Genomic DNA, 18213 nt, shown 5'->3' on the forward strand with positions numbered 1-18213 from the left:
GCGGATCAGGCGGTGTCGTGGGGTTCCAGCGGCAGGCGCAGCAAAACCCGCGTGCCCTGCCCGGGGATGCTGGAGACGGTCAGCTGCCCGCCGAAGTGGCGGGTACGTTCCTGCATCCCCTGGATTCCCCAGGAGTGGTGGTTGGCCGGCCGGTCCGGCGCGAATCCCTTGCCATCGTCGCGAACCTCCACCGTAACGACGCCGTCCTTGGCCGCGGCATGCACCGATACCAGCGAGGCATCGGCGTGCCGCACCACGTTGGTCAGCGACTCCTGCACCACCCGGAACAGCATGATGCTGCGGTCCGGGTCCACGCGCGCCTGCAGCGCGGATTCCGCGATGCTGCAATCGCATACCAGTCCGAAGCGCGATTCAACCTGTCCCGAGTACCATTCGATGGCCTCCCAGACGCCGAGCTGGTCCAGCACGCTGGGGCGCAGATCGTTGATGACCCGGCGCACGGCCTGGATCGCGTCCTCGGTCAGGCGCCCGGCTTCTTCCAGCAGAGGATCGGCCTTGGCGCCCGCCCGTACGCCGCGCTCCAGGGACACCGAAACGTGGGCCTTGATGCCCGTCAACAGGCCGCCCAGTTCGTCGTGGATTTCCTGCGCGATGCGCTTGCGTTCGCTTTCCTTGATGTTCTCCTGGTGGGCGGCCAGGCGCCGCAATGCCTCGCGCGATTCACGCAACGCTTCCTCGGCCAGTTTGCTTTGCGTGATGTCGATCAGGATGCCCTGCTGGAACAGCGGCCGTCCGGTGGAATCGCGGACCACTTCGGCCTCGTCGCGGAACCAGGATTCCCTGCCGTTCTTGCCGATCATCCGGTACTCCACCCGCAGCGGGCTGCCGTCGGCGCTGCTGCGCGCGATCGCGGCGGCTGCCTTGGTACGGTCCGCCGGATGGATGGCAGCCAGCGGCACACCGGGGTCGGACAGCCATTCCTCGGCCGAAAACCCCAGCGCTTCGACCTGCGGGCTGATATAGCGCAGGGCGCCGTCGCCGTCCAGGCCACGCACATAGGTAATGGCCTGGATCTGTTCGACCAGCGTGCGGAACATCGCCTCCGCCTGCCGCTTGTCCTCCAGCAGCCGCTGGGCGCGCAGCATGCGCTCGATCGCGGCCGGCAGGGCCTGCAGGTAGCGCCGCTCCGTATCCTTGTACAGATAATCGCGCGCCCCGTGGCGCATCATGTCGACGGCCACGCCGGTACTGTCTTCGCCAGTCAGGACCAGCACCGGCAGGGGTACCTCGCCCGTGTCGTCGGCCAGGCCGCCGAGGAATTCCAGGCCGGTCTGATCCGGCAGGCGGTAATCCAGCAATATGCAATCGACGCGATGCGATTGCAGGTACCGCATTGCCTCGTCCCCCGTCTCGGCCGAGGCCACCTCGAACCGGTGTACCGGGTCGGCGGACAGCGCGCGACGGCAGGCGATGCGATCCACCGCATCGTCCTCGACCAGCAGTACCCGGATAGTGGTGTTTCCCATGTTGGTTCGCTTTGGAAAGCGGCGCCGGCCGCTTCCCCACGGTGGATCAGGGTAGCTCGCTGATCGTCCAGTAAAGATCGATGGAGCGCATGATGTCGACGAACTGCCGGTAATCGACCGGCTTGGCCATATAGCCGGCCACGCTCATGTTGAAGCTGTTGACCTTGTCCTGCTGCTCCTCCGAGGTGGTCAGCACGATCACCGGCAGGCGCCGCAATTGTTCATCGGCCTTGATCACGTGAAGAAACTCGATGCCGGTCATCACCGGCATATTCAGGTCCAGAAGAATGATGCAGGGCCGCTCGTTGGCCGGATTGCGAAGATAATCCAGCGCTTCTTCGCCGTTCTCGCAACGGACCAGCGGGTTGACGACATTGATTTCCTTCAGCGCGCGCTTCACGGTCATTGCGTCGACCGTATCGTCTTCGACCAGCAACACCGGCTTGGAAGGCGTTTTCATGGATTGACTCCGGATTCGTTTATGTTCGGGTCCCCGCCCGTCATGGGCAATGTAAACAGGAATGTGGCACCGGCACCGGCCGCGGATTTCACGCAGATATCCGAACCGTACATCTCCAGGATCTTCTTGACGAGGGTCAGCCCGACGCCGGTGCTTTCGACCCGGTCGCGCGGCGCGAGGGTCTGGAACAGCTGGAAAATCCTTTCGTGATGGCGCGGATCGATACCCGGGCCGTTGTCGGCCACCGAGAATCGCCAGCGACCGCCGGCCGGCTCGACGCCGATGCGTATGGTCCCCTGCGGTTTGTCCATGTAGTTGATGGCGTTGGAAATCAGGTTCTGGAAGAGCTGCTGCATGCGCGTGCGCTCGGCGACGATGACCGGCAGCGGGCGCTCGACCGTGATGCGGATATGGTCCGGCGGCGCCAGCAGGTCGATGATCTCGCGCACCAGGACGTCGAGATCCACCCGCACCCGGGCTTCCTTGATCCGCCCGATGCGCGAATACTCCAGGATGCCGTCGATCAGGCCGCTCATCCGATGTACACGGCCGATCAGCAGGCGCAGGTGCTCGCGCCCCTCGTCGTCCAGGCGGTCCGCGTAGTCGGACACCAGCCAGTTCGCCAGCGAACCGATGCCGCGCAGCGGCGCCTTCAGATCGTGCGAAACGATGTAGGCGAAGTTGGTCAGCTCCTCGTTGGCGCTGGTGACTTCGCGCAGCAGTTGCGCGTATTGCTCTTCGGCGAGCTTGCGTTGCGTGATGTCGCGGACCATGCCGGTGAACATGCGCCTGCCAGCCACGTTCATTTCCGCCACGGACAGATCCATCGGGAAAAGGCTGCCGTCCTTGCGCATGCCGACCACTTCCCGGCCGATGCCGATGATCTTCTTCTCGCCCGTGCGCAGGTAATGCTCCAGGTATCCATCGTGCACGTCGCGATGCGGATTGGGCATCAGCATCGACACGTTGCGGCCCAGGACTTCGGCCTCGGTGTAGCCGAAGATGCGCATGGCCGCAGGATTGAAACGTTCGATCAGGCCGTGGTCGTCGATGGTGATGATCGCGTCGACCGCGGTGTCGAAGACGGCGCGCAGCCGCGCCTCGCTATCGCGCAGGCCCTGCTCGGCCTGCTTGCGGGAGCTGATATCCCGGATGGATACCATCCAAAGCCGCAGCCCCCAATGGGTGGTCAGCGGCGATACGCATACTTCCACCGGAAACGCGCTGCCGTCGTAGCGCCGCGCCGGCAATTCGAACACGCCGGCCCGCGCTTCGCCCTTCGGCTGGCCGGGATCCTGGCCACCGGCCGTGCCGTCCAGCGCCGGCCAATCGGGAAGCAGGACGGATATGGCGGTCCCCGCGATGGCGGCGGCGGGATGGCCGAATAGCGCGGCGGCGGCCGCATTGGCCAGGACGATGCGGTGCGCGGCATCCGCGATAACGATGGCTTCGGTGGCCGAACCGATCAGCCAGTCCATCGTCTGGCTTTCCAATATGTGATCTTTCATTCGCCTCGTTGCGCCGGCTTGGGGTGGACTGTCGAGCGCCCGCCGGGCGGGCACATCATGCGTCACCGGCATTCTAAGCGAGACCTTGCTGATCCGTCGCGGGGCGATAAAGGATGGGGATTTCCTACTGCATATGGAGCCCGCCATTGATCGCCAGATTGGCCCCCGTTATGTAGGCGCCGTCGTCCGAGGCGACGAAGTCGACCAGGGCGGCGATTTCTTCCGGCTGGCCCAGCCGGCCCATCGGGATCAGCGGCAACACCTTGGTTTCCAGGACTTCCCTGGGCATGTCCGTCACCATCCTGGTCGCCAGATATCCGGGCGATATGGTGTTGACGGTGACACCATGCCTGGCCATCTCCTGGGCCAGGGACATGGTGAAACCGTGCATGCCGGCCTTGGCCGCCGCGTAGTTGGCCTGGCCGTACTGGCCGCGCTGCCCGTTGACCGAGGCGATATTGACGATGCGGCCCCATCCATTCGTCACCATGCCGGCCAGGAGGGGCTGCGTCATGTTGAAGACGGAATCCAGATTGGTGCGGATGACGCGGTCCCAATCCGCTCGCGCCATTTTGCGCAAGGTCGCATCCCGCGTAATGCCGGCATTGTTCACCAGGATATGGACATCGCCGACTTCCTTGCGCACGCGTTCGATACATGCCACGCAGCTGTCATAGTCGGCAACGTCGACCTGATAGGCGCTGACTTCGATGCCGTTGCGGCGATGCGCCTCCAGCCAGGCCGTGGCGTGGTCGTTGCCCGGCGACACCGTCACGACGATGCGATGGCCGGCCTGGTGGAAACGCGAGACGATGGCCTGGCCCAGTCCCCCCATCCCTCCCGTGATCATTGCGATTCTCTGCATCATGGCCGATCCTCCCGTGGTTTGCCGGCGGGCTGCGCCATCGGCCGCCCGCATCCGGCCACACTAGACCGCGCCGGGCTACCTCGCGTTGACGTGCGTCAAGCTGGCCGGGGGCGGATGGCCCTCTTGCGCTATATCAATACGCCCGCGCCGCGGCGGCCCTAGCATCGAACCATATCCAGATCCGCAAGGTGGCGCGATGTCGAAGGAATTGTCCCCGATGAACGAGGCCGCGATCGCCGGCGCCACGGCGGCGGCGCCGCCCGCGCCATCGCGCCGGGCCGGCCGGAAAGCGCCCGCCCTGCCCGCGACGGACGCGTCCGCCCGTTGCCCGGAACCGCCCGCCGAGCCCGCGTGGCGCGGCCTGGACCGCCTGAGCCACGCCGCCGTCGCGCGCACCGTGGGCGGCGTGTCTCCGCTGGGCATCTACCTCGATTGGATGGACTGGGCCATGCACCTGGCCATTTCGCCCGGCAAGCAGCTGTCCCTGTGGCAGGCGGCCTGCCAGTCGCCGGCCGAAGCCGCCCGCCAGTTCGAGCACTACCATCGGCGGCCCGATCCGCGCTTCCGCCATGAGGACTGGAACACCTGGCCCTATGCGCAGTGGCGTTCGGCCTTCCAGCGGCTGGAAAGCAGCTGGGATGCCGCCACGCACGGCGTCAGCGGAGCCGCGCCCCATCATCAGAAGGTCATGAACTTCATCGGGCGCCAATTGCTGGACACGATGTCGCCCAGCAACTTCTGGTTCGCCAACCCGGAAGTCCTGGAAGCGATGGCGCAGACCCAGGGCATGAGCCTGCTGCATGGCGCGAGGCGCTTCTGGACCGACGCCTGCGACCTGCTATCCGGTTGCGCCCCGGGAACCTCCGCCAGCAACCGCGAGGTCTACCGCGTCGGCAAGGAGATCGCCGCCACGCCGGGTGCGGTGATCTTCCGCAATGAGATGTTCGAATTGATCCGGTACGCGCCGCGCACCGCCGATACCTGGCGCGAGCCGGTGGTCATCGTGCCATCCTGGCTGCTCAAGTACTACATCCTGGACCTGTCGCCCCACAATTCCCTGATCCGCTACCTGGTGGACCATGGCCATACCGTCTACGCCGTGTCATGGAAGAATCCCAAGGAGGAGGCCCGCGATTGGGGCATGGACGAATACATCCACGACGGCCTGCTGACCGCCTTGCGGCAGGCGTCGCAGGATAGCGGAGGACGGCGCGTGCACGGGGTGGGCTATTGCCTGGGCGGCACGCTGCTGGCCATCGGCGCCGCGGCGCTGGCCCGCGAACACGAACGGCGGCCGCTATTGCGCAGCATCACCCTGCTGGCCGCGCAGACGGATTTCGAGGAACCCGGCGAACTGGGCCTGTTCATCAGCCCCAGCGGCGTCGCCTGCCTGGATGCCCTGATGTGGCAGCAGGGCTATCTGGACGGCCGGCAGCTGGCCGGCGTGTTCCAGCTGCTGAATTCGCGCGACCTGATCTGGTCCAAGCTGGTACGGGATTACCTGCTGGGGCACCAGTTGCAGATCACCGACATGATGACCTGGAACGCCGACATCACCCGCCTGCCCTACCGGATGCATACCGAAACCCTGCACCACCTGTACCTGAACAACGACCTGGCCGCGGGCCGGCTATGCGTGCGCGGCCAACCGGTCGCGCTGGCGGACATCCGGATTCCCATGCTGGCGGTCGCCACGGAGCGCGACCATATCTCGCCGTGGGAATCGGTCTACAAGCTGCACCTCCTGAACCATCGCGACCTGACGTTTATCCTGTGTTCGGGCGGCCATAACGTAGGCATTGTCAGCGAACCGGACCGGCCGCATCGCTATTTCCGCTGGAGCGTGCGCCGCGAGGGCGCGCGCTATCTGCCGCCCGAAGAATGGACCAGCCAGGCCGAGCTGGTCGAAGGGTCCTGGTGGCCGCACTGGGAAGCCTGGCTGGCCCGGCATTCCGGCGCCAGGGGCCCCGCGCCCGCCTATCCCCCCGACAGCGTCCTTTGCGACGCGCCGGGCGAGTATGTCCTCGACCGTTAGTAGCCATCTCCGCGACGATCCCGTTTGATGTATGTCAATCGATGGGTCCGCGCCACGGCCGACACTCGGAGCAATACACGGAGGACATGACATGAAAGCAGAACCGTATGACGTCGCCCATCTCGCATCCCAGGCCGTGCACTTCGTGCTGGCCTCCGGCGCCAGCGTCGACGATGCGTTGCGGGCGCTGGCGCTTGCCGAACGCATGCTGCGCAACGCCTACGACGCGGAGCGAAACGCGGCGCCGGAGCCGGGACACGACCCGGTCGCGATCCATTGAACCACCCGCATCGGGGCCAATCCGCCCGCCCCGCTTCGCCAGTCCCCCGATCCCCATGCCCGGCCCCGCCGGGCCTGCCACCCAAGGAGATTCCATGAGCTGCATCCTCGTCCCCATCGACGGCTCGGACAACGCGCTGCGCGCGCTGTCCTATGTGATCAGGCACACGAAGCAGTACGAGCCGTTGACCCTGCATCTGCTGAACGTGCAGATCCCCATCGTGTCCGGCACCGTGCATCTGTTCATCGATAAGGAAACGATCCGCAGATACCACCAGGAAGAAGGCGAGGCGATGCTGGCCAAGGCCAAGGCGATGCTGGACGACGCCCGTGTGCCATATACGGCGCATATCAAGGTCGGGCATATCGCGGAGACCATCGTTGCCATGGCCGAGCAAAGCAAATGCGACCAGATCGTCATGGGCTCGCGCGGACTGGGCGCGACGTCCGGACTGTGGCTGGGATCGATCACGACCAAGACGCTGCACCTGGCGCAGATACCCGTCACCATCGTCAAGTAATCCCGGCCAGGGCCCCTTCGGGGCCCTTTCCCTGTCAGGCCGGCTGCGGTACCGGCGCCGGATCCTGTCTTTCCGGCGTTCCCGCGGGCGCGTTCAGCGTGAGCGCGATGCGGATTTCCTCGCCCAGGCCATGCGGTTCGGCGATGAAGCCGCAGCGGCGGGCCAGCTCCAGCATGCCGCTGTTGTCCGCCATGACGGTGCCGACCAGCCGGCCAGTCCCCCGGCCCGAGAAATACTGGATCAGGCGTGTCATCAGCAGGGTTCCCAGACCGCGGTTCTTCAGGTCCGAGCGGACCATCAGCGCGAAGTCGGCCGCTTCGTTGTCGGGATCGACGACGCCGCGGACCTCGCCCAGCATGGTCTCCTGCCCTTCGGCGCTGCGCCGGATCGCCACGAAGGCCATTTCGCGGTCGTAGTCCAGCTGCGCCATGCGGGCAAGTTCGCGGTGCTGCAACTGGCGGACCATGCCGAAGAAGCGATGACGCACGTCGTCCGGCGTCAGCGAAAGAAAGAAGCCGCGGTACAAGGCCTCGTCTTCCGGCCTGGCGGGCCGGATCAGTACGGTGGACCCGCCCCACTGCGCCCACTGTTCCAGGGCCGCGGGATAGGGCAGGATCGCCAGCCTGTCGGCCGCGGCACCGGTATGGGTGCGCACCCGCATGCGCACATCCAGGGCGATCGTGCCCTGGGCGTCCGCCAGCAAGGGATTGATATCCAGGCTCTCGACTTCCGGCAGATCGCACATCAGCTGCGACACCTGCGTCAGCACGCGATACAGCGCTTCATGATCGACCGCGGGCCGGTCGCGATAGCCGGCCAGCAGACTGGCCACCCGGGTCCGCGAGACCATGTCCCGCGCCAGGGGTTCGTTCAACGGCACCAGGCCCACGGCGCGGTCCGCCAGCACCTCGACGGCAGTACCGCCCTGCCCGAACAGCACCACGGGGCCGAAAACGGGGTCCACCGCCGCGCCGACGATCAGTTCGTGCGCCTGCGGACGACGCACCATCTTCTGGACCATGAATCCCTCGATCGGCGCGTCGGGCCTCAGGGATGCGACCCGGCGCGTCATGGACTCGACCGCCAGGCGCACGTGGTCCGCGGTGTCCAGGTCCAGCGCCACGCCGCCGACGTCCGACTTATGGGAAATCGATGGCGACAGGATCTTTACCACGACGGGAAAGCCCAGTTCCTCCGCATGCGCGGCGGCCTGGCCGGCATCGCGGGCGATGCGCGTTTCGAGGACCGGGATGCCATAGGCTGCGAGTACTGCCTTGGCCTCGGCGTCCGGCAGCATGGTCTGCCCTTGCGCCAGCGCGCCGGCGACAATGGTCCTGGCCAGGTCCGCATTGCGGCTTTCCGCGCGGACGTTCTGCGACGGCGTTTCCATCAGCAGTGCCTGGTTGCGTCGATACTGCACGGCGTGCATGAACGCGCCCACGGCCTGTTCCGGCGTGTCGTAAGTGGGGATACCGGCCTTGCGGAAGCGCCTGCGCGCATGCGCCACGGCGTCGCCGCCCAGCCAGGCCGCGAATACATTGCGCGGCGCCCCCACGATATGCGGCTGCATGGCCGCCGCGATGTCCTCGCTGGAGACAATGGCGGTCGGCGCGTGGATGAACAATACCGCGTCGCTGGCGTGGTCGCGCTGCAGGATATCGATGGTATCGACATATCGGCTGACCGGCGCGTCGCCGACGATATCGACCGGATTCGCATGCGACCATGTGGCGGGCAGCACCGCGTCCAGAGCTTGCAGGGTGGACGCTTCCAGGCTGGCGAGCTTGCCGCCGCCGAGCACCAGCGCGTCGGTCGCCATGACGCCCGCGCCGCCGCCGTTGGTCATGATGGCCAGGCGGTCGCCACGCAGCGGCTGTGCGCGCGCCAGGGTCTCTACCGCATCGAACAGCTCGTCCGTGGTGTCCACGCGCAGCATGCCCGCGCGGCGGATCGCGGCGTCGTACACCAGGTCGGAGCCGGCCAGCGCGCCGGTATGCGTGGCCGCCGCCCGCGCGCCTTCAGGCACCCGGCCGGACTTGATCACGACCACGGGCTTGTTGCGCGCGGCGCGCCGGGCGGCCGACATGAATTTACGTGCCGCGGTCACCGATTCGACATACAACAGGATGGCGTTGGCCTCGGGACTGTCGGCCAGATAGTCGAGCAGGTCCCCCAGATCCACATCGGCGCTATCGCCCAGCGTGACGAAGTGCGAAAAGCCGATGTTCCGGCTGTTGGACCAATCCAGCACCGCCGTGGCCAGCGCGCCGGATTGCGACACGAAGGCCAGCCGCCCGGACAGTGCCATCGTCGGGGCGAAACTGGCGTTCAGTCCCAGGCCGGGTGTCAGCATACCCAGGCAGTTCGGGCCCAGGATGCGCAGCAGGTGCGGCCGCGCAGCGTCCAGCATGGCCTGGCGCAGATCGGGCTGTCCCGCGCCACCCTGGGCGGAAAACCCGGCACTCAGCACGATGGCGGCCCTGGTGCCCTTGGCGCCCAGTTGCGCGATCAGGCCCGGAACGGTGGCCGCAGGCGTGCACAGGATGGCCAGGTCCGGCGCGGCCGGCAGTTCCGCTATCTCGCGGTGGCAAGGTACGCCGCGCACCACGCAGTACTTGGGATTGACCGCGTAGATCGCGCCGCCGTAGCCGCCCTCGAGCAGATTGGAAAAGACCCGCGCGCCGACGGAATACGGCTGTTCCGATGCGCCGACCACCGCCACCGAAGTGGGCTGGAAGAGCGCCCTTAGATTCCTGATGCTCATCTTGTATTCCTCTCCGGACCCGATCCGGGCGGACAGACCGTTGGTCGCCCGCCGGTCCGGCCCACCCTCCCGCTTCATGGGCCTACCTTCGCGCATAGGCCGCCGGGCGGTGTTGATCCAGGTCAACGACGCCGATCGTTCGCGCGGTAACCTGGGTATCGTTGTTTTCCGGCTTATTTTTTTCGGCGGCATCCGTCCGGGAGTAGATATGGAAGCGGAAGCGATGGTCTTGCATGCGCGCGGCGAACCGCTGCGCCTGGAACGGCGGCCCCTGCCCCAGCCAGCGGCGGGACAGGTGCGCATACGGGTCGAGGCATGCGGCATCTGCCGCACGGACCTGCATGTCGTGGATGGAGATCTGCCGCATCCGGCGTTGCCCATCATTCCGGGACACGAGATCGTCGGCATCGTGGACGCCCTGGGCCCGGGTGTGACGGCGCCGGCCCCGGGAACGCGCGTGGGCGTGTCCTGGCTGGCCCATACGTGCGGGCACTGCCCGTACTGCGGCCAGGGGCAGGAGAACCTGTGCGACAGGCCGTTGTTCACCGGCTATACCTTCGACGGCGGATTCGCCACGCATGCCCTGGCCGACGCCGCCTTCGTCTTTCCCCTGGCTGGACTGCACGACGCCGTGGCGGCCGCGCCGCTGATGTGCGCCGGGCTGATCGGCTGGCGCTGCCTGCGGGCGGCGCGCAATGCGCGGCATATCGGACTGTACGGGTTTGGCGCCGCGGCCCATATCCTGGCGCAGGTTTGCGTGTGGCAGGACCGGACCGTCTACGCGTTTACGCGGCCTGGCGACCTGGCCGCGCAGTCGCTGGCCCGGGATCTGGGCGCCAGCTGGGTCGGCGGCTCGGACGAGATGCCGCCCCGGCCGCTGGACGCCGCTATCCTGTTCGCGCCCGTGGGCGCCCTGGTCCCCGCGGCCCTGGCGGCCGTGCGCAAAGGCGGCCGTGTCGTATGCGGAGGCATACACATGAGCGACATTCCGGCCTTCCCCTATCGCCTGCTATGGGAAGAGCGGGAAATCGTTTCCGTCGCCAACCTGGCGCGCAAGGACGGCGAGGAATTCCTGCGCTTCGCGGGCACCGCCCCGATCCGCATGCATACGACGGCCTATCCGCTGGCGGAGGCGAACCGCGCGCTGTCCGACCTGCGCGATGGGCGCCTGGTCGGCGCGGCCGTCCTGGTGCCGCCGGCCGGGGCATCGGCCTGATCCGGCGCCGCCGCATCAGGCCGATGCCCCGGCCGGCGCCGCCTGTTCGGATTCCAGCAGGCGCACCAGCAACACCGGCACGGCCGCGGTGCGCGCGACCAGTTCGGCATCGCTGCCCATCAACAGGCGGTTCGCGCCCCGGCGGCCATGCGTGCCCATGACGATCACATCGGCGCCCCATTGCCGGGCGTGATCGACGATGATCTCGGAAACGCGCCGGTCATCGCATTCCTCCAGATGGCAATCGCAAGGCACGCCGCGCTGTTCCAGGAAATGCCGTGCCTCGGTCAGGATGCGATGTCCCGCACGCAGCATGGATGGATGCACCTGATGCACATAGACATCCGGCCGCTCGAACCCATTGCTATAAAGCAGCGTATCCAGGACATGAAGCAGGCGGATCTTCGCCTTGCACAGCGTGGCCAGCCTGGCGGCCTGTTCCAGCGCCCTCCTGCCCGTCTCGCTGCCGTCGACCGGCACCAGGATTTTGTCGTACATAGCGCCCCCTCGGAAAAGGCACCGGCCCGCGTCGATACACGGCCGGATTGCCAGTCCCCACTCTATCGGACGCGCTCGCCCCCGCCTTGATATGGGTCAATGCCGCACGAACGGCGGCGGCGAAGGGTTCGTCAGGAGCGGATCTTCGCCATCAGCGCCTGTATTTCGCCCCTGCGGCCCTCGTCGGCGAGCTCGCGTCCCGGCCGCGGCGGCGCCTTGAGCGCTTTTTCCAGGTACGGCATCGCCTCGGCCTTTAGGTTCCTGTAGACGAGATAATCGGCATAAAAGTAGTTCGGATCGATGCCCTTCGGATTCACCGCCACGCGGACGTGGAAAGCAATGCGCTGGACGTCTTCGTGCACCACGTACGCAAGAAGATACATCCCAGGATCATCCGCACCCTGCGCGGCTCCGGATACGCGCTGGGACAGGTAGACATCGATTCATGACCTTGCAGCAACGACTCATCGTCGCCGTGCTCGTGGCCGCGCCCGTGGCCTGGCTGCTGACCATCGCCGGTACCTACTGGCGCGCGGAACATGAAATCAACGAACTGTACGACACCGATATGCTGCGCCTGGCGCAGCAGACGCTGGCGGTGGCCAGGCTGCTGCCGGCGGGCGCGGCGCCCTCGCCCGAACCCCTGAAGATGGAGCTGCCCGGCGATCTCGGCGCCGCGGAGCTGCAGGACTGGTCCCTGGCCGTATGGCGTGGCGCGGGCGATCCGCTGGTGGCCGATCCCGAAGCGCAGCAGTTCCCCCGCAACGGCACGCGCGAGGGCTTTCTGGACAGCATGGCCGACGACGTATCGTGGCGCCTGTTCTACCTGAACGATCCGGCCAGCGGCACGCGCGTGGCCGTGGGACAGCGTATCGGCGAACGCAAGGATCTGATCGTCTCCTATATCGCCAGCCAGATCCTGCCCTTGCTCGTCAGCCTGCCGGTGCTGATCGTCCTGCTGATCGTCGCCGTGCGCCGTGCGATCCGGCAGGTCCGGGATCTTTCGCATCGCCTTGAACGGCGGGATCCGGACGACGACAGCCTGCTGCCTCTGCGCGATACGCCCGGCGAGCTGAAGATCCTGGTACAGGCCATGAACGGCCTGCTTGCCCGCGTGGCCTCCCTGATCGAACAGGAGCGCCGCTTGACGGCGGATGCCGCCCACGAATTGCGCACGCCGCTGGCGGCGCTGCGTGCGCAATAGGATGTGGCGCAGCGTGCCGAGGATCCCGCGCAGCGCCGCCAGGCGCAGGCCAGCGTGACGCGCGGGCTCGAACGCCTGGACCGCCTGGTGGCCCAGCTTCTGACCATGGCGCGTCTGGATAGCGTCGGGCACCTGGGCTTCGGCGGCGAGATCGATTGGCGCTGCGTGGCCGAGCAGGCGGTCGGCGACTGCCTGTGGATCGCCAACCGGCGCCATATCGAGATCGAGATCGAATGGCCTGAAAACGGCGCAGCGCCGCTACCCATCGCCGGCGACACCGATGCGCTGGTGATCATGCTGCGCAACGTACTGGACAATGCCGTCCGCTACGGGCCGCGGCACTCGCGCGTGCGCCTGTCCTTCACCGCGTCGCGCATCCACGTCGACGACCAGGGGTCGGGCATGCCGCCCGAAGTGCTGGCGCGCATCGGCGACCGCTTCCTGCGGGCCGCCGGCAACGAAGAATCCGGCAGCGGACTGGGGGTATCGATCGCCCGCCGTATCGCCCGGAACCATGGACTGAACCTGCGCTTCGAGATGCGCCCGGCGGGCGGCGATTTCGGTCCCGGCCTGCGCGTGACCCTCCTGCGGGGATCCTAGTGCACGGGGCGCCCTGCGCCCCGGATTGGTCCTTAAGTACGAGCCCCGCGACGCGCTCGTCCCGCGGCCGTTTCCCATCCCGGATGCAACTTGACCAATGTCAAGGCATGCCCGCGCGTCTCGCACGAGTATGAACGCAAGGCTTCATCGCGAAGCCTCGTACGGGAGGCCATCATGAACGACGCGGAACTGCGCAAGCGTGTCCTGGAAGAACTCGAGTTCGACCCCAGCCTGGATGCTGCCCACATCGGCGTCGCCGTGGAAGATGGCATCGCCACCCTGACCGGGCACGTCCCCGCCTACGCGCAAAAGTACAACGCCGAGCGCGCGGCGCAGCGGGTCAAGGGCGTGCGCGGGATCGCGCAGGAAATCGAAGTCCGGCTGCCGACGGCCAGCCCTACCGACGACGACCAGCTGGCCAAGCGCGCGCTGGATCTGATCGCCTGGGACACCTCCCTGCCTGCCGACGCCGTCAAGGTAAAGGTCGAACGGGGCTGGGTGACCTTGAGCGGCGAGGTGGAGTGGCACCACCAGCGCATGGGCTGCGAAAGCGCCGTGCGGCGGCTGGCCGGCGTCACCGGCGTATCCAATCTGATCGAATTGCTGCACCGGGTCCAGTCCGGCGATATCAGGGCCAGCGTCGACCAGGCCCTGCGGCGCAGCGCCGAAGTCGAAGCCGGCAACATCCGCCTGCTTGTAAACGGCGGCGAAGTAACGCTGTCGGGGACGACCCGCAGCTGGCACGAACGCAATGCCGTGCAGCGGGCGGCATGGGCGGTGCCGGGCGTGACCTCCGTCGTCAACCATCTGACCGTCGTGTAGCGACGGCCCAATCTTTTCACCCCACATGGAGCAAACCATGAGCCGACTCACCCGTTACAGCCCCTTCTCCGCCGAACCGTTCGCCGATGCCTTCGAAGGATTCCTGCGTCCGATACGCGGCCTGGCGGAAGACGGCCCCCGGATGGACCTCGATATCACCGAGAACGACAAGGAGTATGTCCTCCAGGCCGAGATTCCCGGCATGAACAAAGAGGATATCCAGGTCGACATCGATGGCGGCGAGGTACGCATCTCCGCCAAGAAATCCTCCGAAAAGGAAGTCAAGGACGGCGATCGCGTCGTGCGCAGCGAACGCTACTGGGGCCAGATGCAGCGCGCCGTCTCGTTCGCCACCAGCATCGATGAAGACCACGTCACGGCCGTGTACGACAAGGGCGTACTCAAGCTGACGCTGCCGAAAAAGGCCGGCGACGGCACGCGCCGCATCGAGATTTCGTAACGCGGCCAGGCGGGCGACCCGGGAGACAAGACCATGAACCAGGAAGAAAGAAACGCCGACGAATCCCTGCGCCTGCGGGTGCTGGATGCGCTGGAGGCCGACCCCGCCGTGAATGCCGCGCACGTCGGCGTCGCCGCGTCCAACGGCATCGTGACGCTGTCCGGGCACGTCGACACCTATGCGGAACGGTTCGATATCGAACACATCGTCCGCAAGGTGCGGGGCGTGCGCGGGATCGCGCTCGAAGTAACCGTGCGCCGGGCAGCCGACAAGCACGTGGACGACGACCAGATCGCCCAGCGCGCGCTCTCCATCATCAAATGGAGCGCCGGCATCCCGGAGCAGGACATCCAGGTCACCGTGCAGCACGGCTGGGTGACGCTTACCGGCAGGGTCTCCTGGCATTTCCAGCGCATGGCCGCGGAAATAGCGGTACGCAAGCTGTCCGGGGTGACGGGGATTACGAACCAGATCGAACTGCTGCGGCAGGTTCGTCCCGACAACGTGGAACGCACGATCCAGGCCGCGCTGCGCCGCGACGCGGAGCTGGAAGCGGCCGGCATACACGTCGCGATCCGCGGCGAGACGGCCGTCCTGGAGGGCCACGTCTCCACCTGGCATGAAAAGGCCGCCGCCGAGCGCGCCTGCTGGTCGGTGCCGGGCGTGCGAGCCGTCGAGAATCTTTTGTCCATCCGCTCCGAGGTCACCGCCTGAGAGCGAGCCTGTCGATAAACACGATAAATCCAAAAGCGAGAACCATCATGCTGAAACGCATCGCGCTGCACATCGAGAAAGACCAGGCCTGCCCGGCCCGCACGGCCACCACCCTGGCGCTGGCGCAACGCTTCGGGGCGGAGGTCCTGGGCATATACGTCGCCTATGTGTGGCCGCGCGACACCCTGGACGAAAGCGTCATCCCCAGCGGGGTACACGAGGTCATGCTGCAGCAACGCGCGGCGGACCGCGAGAAATGCCATACCGAATTCAATCGCCGGGTCGACGCCGCCGGCAACGTCGTGGCCCAATGGCGCACGCCGGACGGCCGCCCGGAGCAGATCCTGCCGCTGCACGCCCGCTGCGCCGACCTGCTGGTCCTCAGCCAGGCCAACAACACGGACACGGATTCCATCGTCGATCCCTACCTGGTGGAAACCATCGTCATGAGCGCGGGCCGTCCGGTCCTGGTCGTACCCTACGCCGGGGAATACAGCACGGTCGGCAATCGCATCATGTTCTGCTGGGACCATGGCCGCGAGGCGGCGCGTGCCCTCGCCGATGCCGCACCCTTCATCGAAAAAGCCGAGGAGACCTTCGTCCTGACGCTGGACGCGCAATCCGACGCCATGCGGGCGCGCCAGACGGTTGCCGACGACCTGCCGGCCTGGTTCCGCGCCCAGGGCTATCGCGAACCCAGGATGCTGAACCGAGAGACGAGCGACGTCGGCATCGGCAACGCCATCCTGAATGCCGCTTCAGACCATAGCTGCGACCTGATCGTGATGGGCCTGTACGGACATAGCCGCATGCGCGAATGGGTGCTGGGCGGCGCCTCGCGGGAGATCATGGAAGCCATGACCGTACCGGTGCTGTTCTCGCATTGACCCAGGTCAAGGGCCCGGCCGGGCGGCCGGCGTACGCTCCAGCCATGCGTCCCTACTCCATCTTCTCCATCCCGGCCGGACTACCGCCGGCGGACCGCCAGATTCGCCGCCACGCCCTGCTGCGGCTGGGATTGGCCTGGCTGGTCATGATGCAGGTCATGATGCTGGCGTGGCCGGCCTACGTCCGACACGACGACCTGCCGGCGCGCAATCTGGCAACCCTGGACTGGGCCATCGGGCTGATGAACTGGGCCAGCCTGGCGCTGACGCTGCCGGTCCTGGTCTATTCCGCCTGGCCGTTGTGGCGCGGCGCGGCGACACGGCTATGGCAGGGGCGTCCCGGAATGGACCTGCCGGTGGCCACGGGCATGGCGGCCGCTTTCGTGCCCAGCGTCCACGCGACGATCGCCGGCGACGGCGTGGTGTACTTCGATTCCGTCACAATGTTCGTCGCCTTTCTGCTGACGGCGCGCTATCTGGCGCTGTGCGCACGCCAGTCGCGCGCAGGCGGCCGCAACGACCCGCTGCGGCGCACGCGTGCCACCCTTACCCTGTACGCCGACCGCCGCGCGGCGCAGTTCTGTACCGTTCAACTGGCCGCCACGTTCGCCACCGGCCTGGTCTGGATCTGGCTCGACCCCGGCCGTTTCCTGCCCGTCACGGTCGCGATGCTGGTGATCAGTTGCCCCTGCGCACTGTCGATGTCGGTACCGGCGGTCATGGCCAGCGCCGACGCCGCCATCGGCGCCCTGCCCTGCGCCGACGACGCCGACATCCGCGCCATCCAGGCCATGGCCGTGCGCAAGGCCATGCAGAACCTCTACGGCAGCGCGGCCTTCCATCTTTTGATGATGCCCCTGGCGGCCCTGGGCTGGGTCACGCCGTGGCTGGCGGCGGTCACGATGCTGGTGTCGTCGCTGGCGGTGGCGGGCAACGCGTGGCGGCTGCATGGCCGCTGGCTCGACGGCCATGCATCGGCCCGGCCCCGTGCATCGGTCGCGCCGGCGGAAGGCGGCGCGGACGCGGCGGTGGGAACGCCATGACCATCCTGGTATTGCTGCTGCCCCTGTCCCTGCTGTTCGTCGCGGCGATCGGGGGCTTCCTGGCCTGGGCGGTGCTGACCGGACAATACGACGACACCGACGGCATCGCGGACCGCCTGCCGGACGACGACTGACGCGCGCGCGACACGCCGCCCCGGCGGCCGATCCCCGCGCACCGGGATTGACCAAGGTCAAGCCGGTTCCCTGCGGCCGGCACCATCATGGCGCCACGGAAACCAAGGGGGAGACAAATCATGCGTGACAGTCCAACGACGGCGACATTCAACTATGGCGTCGTTCGCCGCTTCGCCTTGATGACCATCGTCTGGGGCATCGTCGGCATGGCCATCGGGGTGCTTATCGCCGCTCAGCTGATCTGGCCGTCCCTGAACCTGGACATCCCCTGGCTGAGCTATGGCAGGCTGCGCCCCCTGCACACCAACGCGGTGATCTTCGCCTTCGGCGGCTGCGGTCTGTTCGCCACGTCCTATTACGTCGTCCAGCGTACCTGTCAGGCACGGCTGTTCTGCGGCTGGCTGGCCGAGTTCACGTTCTGGGGCTGGCAGGCGGTGATCGTGGCCGCGGCCATTACCCTGCCCCTGGGCCTGACCAGCAGCAAGGAATACGCGGAACTGGAGTGGCCGATCGACATCCTGATCACGCTGGTGTGGGTGGCCTACGCCATCGTTTTCTTCGGCACCATCGTCAAGCGCAAGGTCAAGCACATCTATGTGGCCAACTGGTTCTTCGGCGCCTACATCCTGACCATCGCGCTGTTGCACATCGTCAACAACATTGAGATGCCGGTGTCGCTGTGGAAGTCCTACTCGGCCTATGCCGGCGTGCA

General features: G+C 66.8%; 20 protein-coding genes and 1 pseudogene. 14 read left to right on the forward strand and 7 right to left on the reverse strand.

Translation table 11 applies throughout. The features are described from left to right. Nucleotides 1–5: 5 nt before the first annotated feature. From ACO1P8_RS14130 to phbB, 4 genes are all read right to left on the reverse strand, one after another. Entirely contained in the window at nt 6–1487 is a 1482-nt protein-coding gene (locus ACO1P8_RS14130) for a response regulator (protein WP_486296523.1), read from the reverse strand. 46 nt (nt 1488–1533) lie between these two features. Continuing rightward, nucleotides 1534–1947, reverse strand: coding sequence for a response regulator (locus ACO1P8_RS14135; RefSeq protein WP_486296524.1), 414 nt, complete (start codon nt 1945–1947; stop codon nt 1534–1536). After that, nucleotides 1944–3455, reverse strand: a complete 1512-nt coding sequence (locus ACO1P8_RS14140; protein WP_486296525.1) for a sensor histidine kinase — start codon at nt 3453–3455, stop codon at nt 1944–1946. Before ACO1P8_RS14140 ends, ACO1P8_RS14135 begins: the two co-directional genes overlap by 4 nt. Before the next feature lie 124 nt (nt 3456–3579). After that, nucleotides 3580–4323 (reverse strand): acetoacetyl-CoA reductase, encoded by a 744-nt coding sequence (gene phbB, locus ACO1P8_RS14145; RefSeq protein ID WP_486296526.1) that lies wholly within the window; start codon nt 4321–4323, stop codon nt 3580–3582. 217 nt (nt 4324–4540) lie between these two features. Here phbB and ACO1P8_RS14150 point away from each other — a divergent pair, with 217 nt between their 5' ends. The 3 genes from ACO1P8_RS14150 to ACO1P8_RS14160 all read left to right on the forward strand — a co-directional run bounded on the left by ACO1P8_RS14150 (nt 4541) and on the right by ACO1P8_RS14160 (nt 7158). Beyond that, on the forward strand, nt 4541–6358 hold the full coding sequence (locus ACO1P8_RS14150) for a PHA/PHB synthase family protein (protein WP_486296527.1): 1818 nt from the start codon (nt 4541–4543) through the stop codon (nt 6356–6358). A 91-nt stretch (nt 6359–6449) separates the two neighbouring features. Beyond that, complete coding sequence (locus tag ACO1P8_RS14155) at nt 6450–6638, forward strand: hypothetical protein (RefSeq protein ID WP_486296528.1); 189 nt, start codon at nt 6450–6452, stop codon at nt 6636–6638. Nucleotides 6639–6732: 94 nt separating this feature from the next. Then, nucleotides 6733–7158, forward strand: a complete 426-nt coding sequence (locus ACO1P8_RS14160) for a universal stress protein (RefSeq protein ID WP_486296529.1) — start codon at nt 6733–6735, stop codon at nt 7156–7158. A gap of 34 nt (nt 7159–7192) precedes the next feature. Here the strand turns inward: ACO1P8_RS14160 and ACO1P8_RS14165 are convergent, their stop codons facing one another. Then, nucleotides 7193–9922, reverse strand: a complete 2730-nt coding sequence (locus tag ACO1P8_RS14165; protein WP_486296530.1) for a bifunctional acetate--CoA ligase family protein/GNAT family N-acetyltransferase — start codon at nt 9920–9922, stop codon at nt 7193–7195. A 208-nt stretch (nt 9923–10130) separates the two neighbouring features. Between ACO1P8_RS14165 and ACO1P8_RS14170 the strand changes: the two genes are divergently transcribed. After that, complete coding sequence (locus ACO1P8_RS14170) at nt 10131–11138, forward strand: zinc-dependent alcohol dehydrogenase family protein (protein ID WP_486296531.1); 1008 nt, start codon at nt 10131–10133, stop codon at nt 11136–11138. Nucleotides 11139–11153: 15 nt separating this feature from the next. Here ACO1P8_RS14170 and ACO1P8_RS14175 read toward each other — a convergent pair whose 3' ends face one another. Together ACO1P8_RS14175 and ACO1P8_RS14180 are read right to left on the reverse strand one after the other, a co-directional pair. Then, entirely contained in the window at nt 11154–11636 is a 483-nt protein-coding gene (locus ACO1P8_RS14175) for a universal stress protein (protein ID WP_486296532.1), read from the reverse strand. A gap of 131 nt (nt 11637–11767) precedes the next feature. Continuing rightward, nucleotides 11768–12019, reverse strand: coding sequence for a hypothetical protein (locus ACO1P8_RS14180; protein ID WP_486296533.1), 252 nt, complete (start codon nt 12017–12019; stop codon nt 11768–11770). On the opposite strand from ACO1P8_RS14180, the pseudogene ACO1P8_RS14185 reads away from it, so the two are divergent. From ACO1P8_RS14185 to ACO1P8_RS14230, 10 genes and pseudogenes are all read left to right on the forward strand, one after another. Further along, nucleotides 11963–12085 (forward strand): annotated as a pseudogene (locus ACO1P8_RS14185) (winged helix-turn-helix domain-containing protein); the annotation flags it as partial. The gene ACO1P8_RS14180 and the pseudogene ACO1P8_RS14185 overlap by 57 nt on opposite strands. After that, entirely contained in the window at nt 12082–12840 is a 759-nt protein-coding gene (locus ACO1P8_RS14190) for a sensor histidine kinase N-terminal domain-containing protein (protein ID WP_486296534.1), read from the forward strand. The pseudogene ACO1P8_RS14185 and the gene ACO1P8_RS14190, both read left to right, overlap by 4 nt. Nucleotides 12841–12843: 3 nt before the next feature. Next, nucleotides 12844–13440 carry an ATP-binding protein gene (locus tag ACO1P8_RS14195; protein ID WP_486296535.1) on the forward strand — a complete coding sequence of 199 codons (597 nt, stop codon included), beginning with the start codon at nt 12844–12846 and terminating at the stop codon, nt 13438–13440. A 174-nt stretch (nt 13441–13614) separates the two neighbouring features. Then, complete coding sequence (locus tag ACO1P8_RS14200) at nt 13615–14262, forward strand: BON domain-containing protein (RefSeq protein ID WP_486296536.1); 648 nt, start codon at nt 13615–13617, stop codon at nt 14260–14262. Between the two features lie 37 nt (nt 14263–14299). After that, on the forward strand, nt 14300–14722 hold the full coding sequence (locus tag ACO1P8_RS14205) for an Hsp20/alpha crystallin family protein (protein WP_094842141.1): 423 nt from the start codon (nt 14300–14302) through the stop codon (nt 14720–14722). A 33-nt stretch (nt 14723–14755) separates the two neighbouring features. Continuing rightward, the gene (locus ACO1P8_RS14210) at nt 14756–15436 is read left to right on the forward strand and encodes a BON domain-containing protein (RefSeq protein ID WP_486296537.1); all 681 of its coding nucleotides are present in this window, start codon (nt 14756–14758) and stop codon (nt 15434–15436) included. Between the two features lie 47 nt (nt 15437–15483). Further along, entirely contained in the window at nt 15484–16323 is an 840-nt protein-coding gene (locus ACO1P8_RS14215) for a universal stress protein (RefSeq protein WP_486296538.1), read from the forward strand. A gap of 44 nt (nt 16324–16367) precedes the next feature. After that, nucleotides 16368–17366, forward strand: a complete 999-nt coding sequence (locus ACO1P8_RS14220) for a hypothetical protein (protein WP_486296539.1) — start codon at nt 16368–16370, stop codon at nt 17364–17366. Beyond that, complete coding sequence (gene ccoS / locus ACO1P8_RS14225; protein WP_094842144.1) at nt 17363–17500, forward strand: cbb3-type cytochrome oxidase assembly protein CcoS; 138 nt, start codon at nt 17363–17365, stop codon at nt 17498–17500. Before ACO1P8_RS14220 ends, ccoS begins: the two co-directional genes overlap by 4 nt. Before the next feature lie 120 nt (nt 17501–17620). Next, on the forward strand, nt 17621–18213 hold a 593-nt coding region (locus ACO1P8_RS14230), incomplete at its 3' end, for a cbb3-type cytochrome c oxidase subunit I (RefSeq protein WP_486296540.1).

Source organism: Bordetella sp. (genome assembly GCF_057362025.1).

Excerpts from the sequence above, each read along its gene's own strand:
- ACO1P8_RS14175 (WP_486296532.1), bottom strand. The coding sequence starts at position 11,636 with ATGTACGACAAAATCCTGGTGCCGGTCGACGGCAGCGAGACGGGCAGG.
- ccoS (WP_094842144.1), top strand. The coding sequence starts at position 17,363 with ATGACCATCCTGGTATTGCTGCTGCCCCTGTCCCTGCTGTTCGTCGCG.
- ACO1P8_RS14210 (WP_486296537.1), top strand. The coding sequence starts at position 14,756 with ATGAACCAGGAAGAAAGAAACGCCGACGAATCCCTGCGCCTGCGGGTG.
- phbB (WP_486296526.1), bottom strand. The coding sequence starts at position 4,323 with ATGATGCAGAGAATCGCAATGATCACGGGAGGGATGGGGGGACTGGGC.
- ACO1P8_RS14160 (WP_486296529.1), top strand. The coding sequence starts at position 6,733 with ATGAGCTGCATCCTCGTCCCCATCGACGGCTCGGACAACGCGCTGCGC.
- ACO1P8_RS14170 (WP_486296531.1), top strand. The coding sequence starts at position 10,131 with ATGGAAGCGGAAGCGATGGTCTTGCATGCGCGCGGCGAACCGCTGCGC.
- ACO1P8_RS14180 (WP_486296533.1), bottom strand. The coding sequence starts at position 12,019 with ATGTATCTTCTTGCGTACGTGGTGCACGAAGACGTCCAGCGCATTGCT.
- ACO1P8_RS14205 (WP_094842141.1), top strand. The coding sequence starts at position 14,300 with ATGAGCCGACTCACCCGTTACAGCCCCTTCTCCGCCGAACCGTTCGCC.
- ACO1P8_RS14200 (WP_486296536.1), top strand. The coding sequence starts at position 13,615 with ATGAACGACGCGGAACTGCGCAAGCGTGTCCTGGAAGAACTCGAGTTC.
- ACO1P8_RS14165 (WP_486296530.1), bottom strand. The coding sequence starts at position 9,922 with ATGAGCATCAGGAATCTAAGGGCGCTCTTCCAGCCCACTTCGGTGGCG.
- ACO1P8_RS14150 (WP_486296527.1), top strand. The coding sequence starts at position 4,541 with ATGAACGAGGCCGCGATCGCCGGCGCCACGGCGGCGGCGCCGCCCGCG.
- ACO1P8_RS14130 (WP_486296523.1), bottom strand. The coding sequence starts at position 1,487 with ATGGGAAACACCACTATCCGGGTACTGCTGGTCGAGGACGATGCGGTG.
- ACO1P8_RS14190 (WP_486296534.1), top strand. The coding sequence starts at position 12,082 with ATGACCTTGCAGCAACGACTCATCGTCGCCGTGCTCGTGGCCGCGCCC.
- ACO1P8_RS14155 (WP_486296528.1), top strand. The coding sequence starts at position 6,450 with ATGAAAGCAGAACCGTATGACGTCGCCCATCTCGCATCCCAGGCCGTG.
- ACO1P8_RS14140 (WP_486296525.1), bottom strand. The coding sequence starts at position 3,455 with ATGAAAGATCACATATTGGAAAGCCAGACGATGGACTGGCTGATCGGT.
- ACO1P8_RS14215 (WP_486296538.1), top strand. The coding sequence starts at position 15,484 with ATGCTGAAACGCATCGCGCTGCACATCGAGAAAGACCAGGCCTGCCCG.
- ACO1P8_RS14220 (WP_486296539.1), top strand. The coding sequence starts at position 16,368 with ATGCGTCCCTACTCCATCTTCTCCATCCCGGCCGGACTACCGCCGGCG.
- ACO1P8_RS14135 (WP_486296524.1), bottom strand. The coding sequence starts at position 1,947 with ATGAAAACGCCTTCCAAGCCGGTGTTGCTGGTCGAAGACGATACGGTC.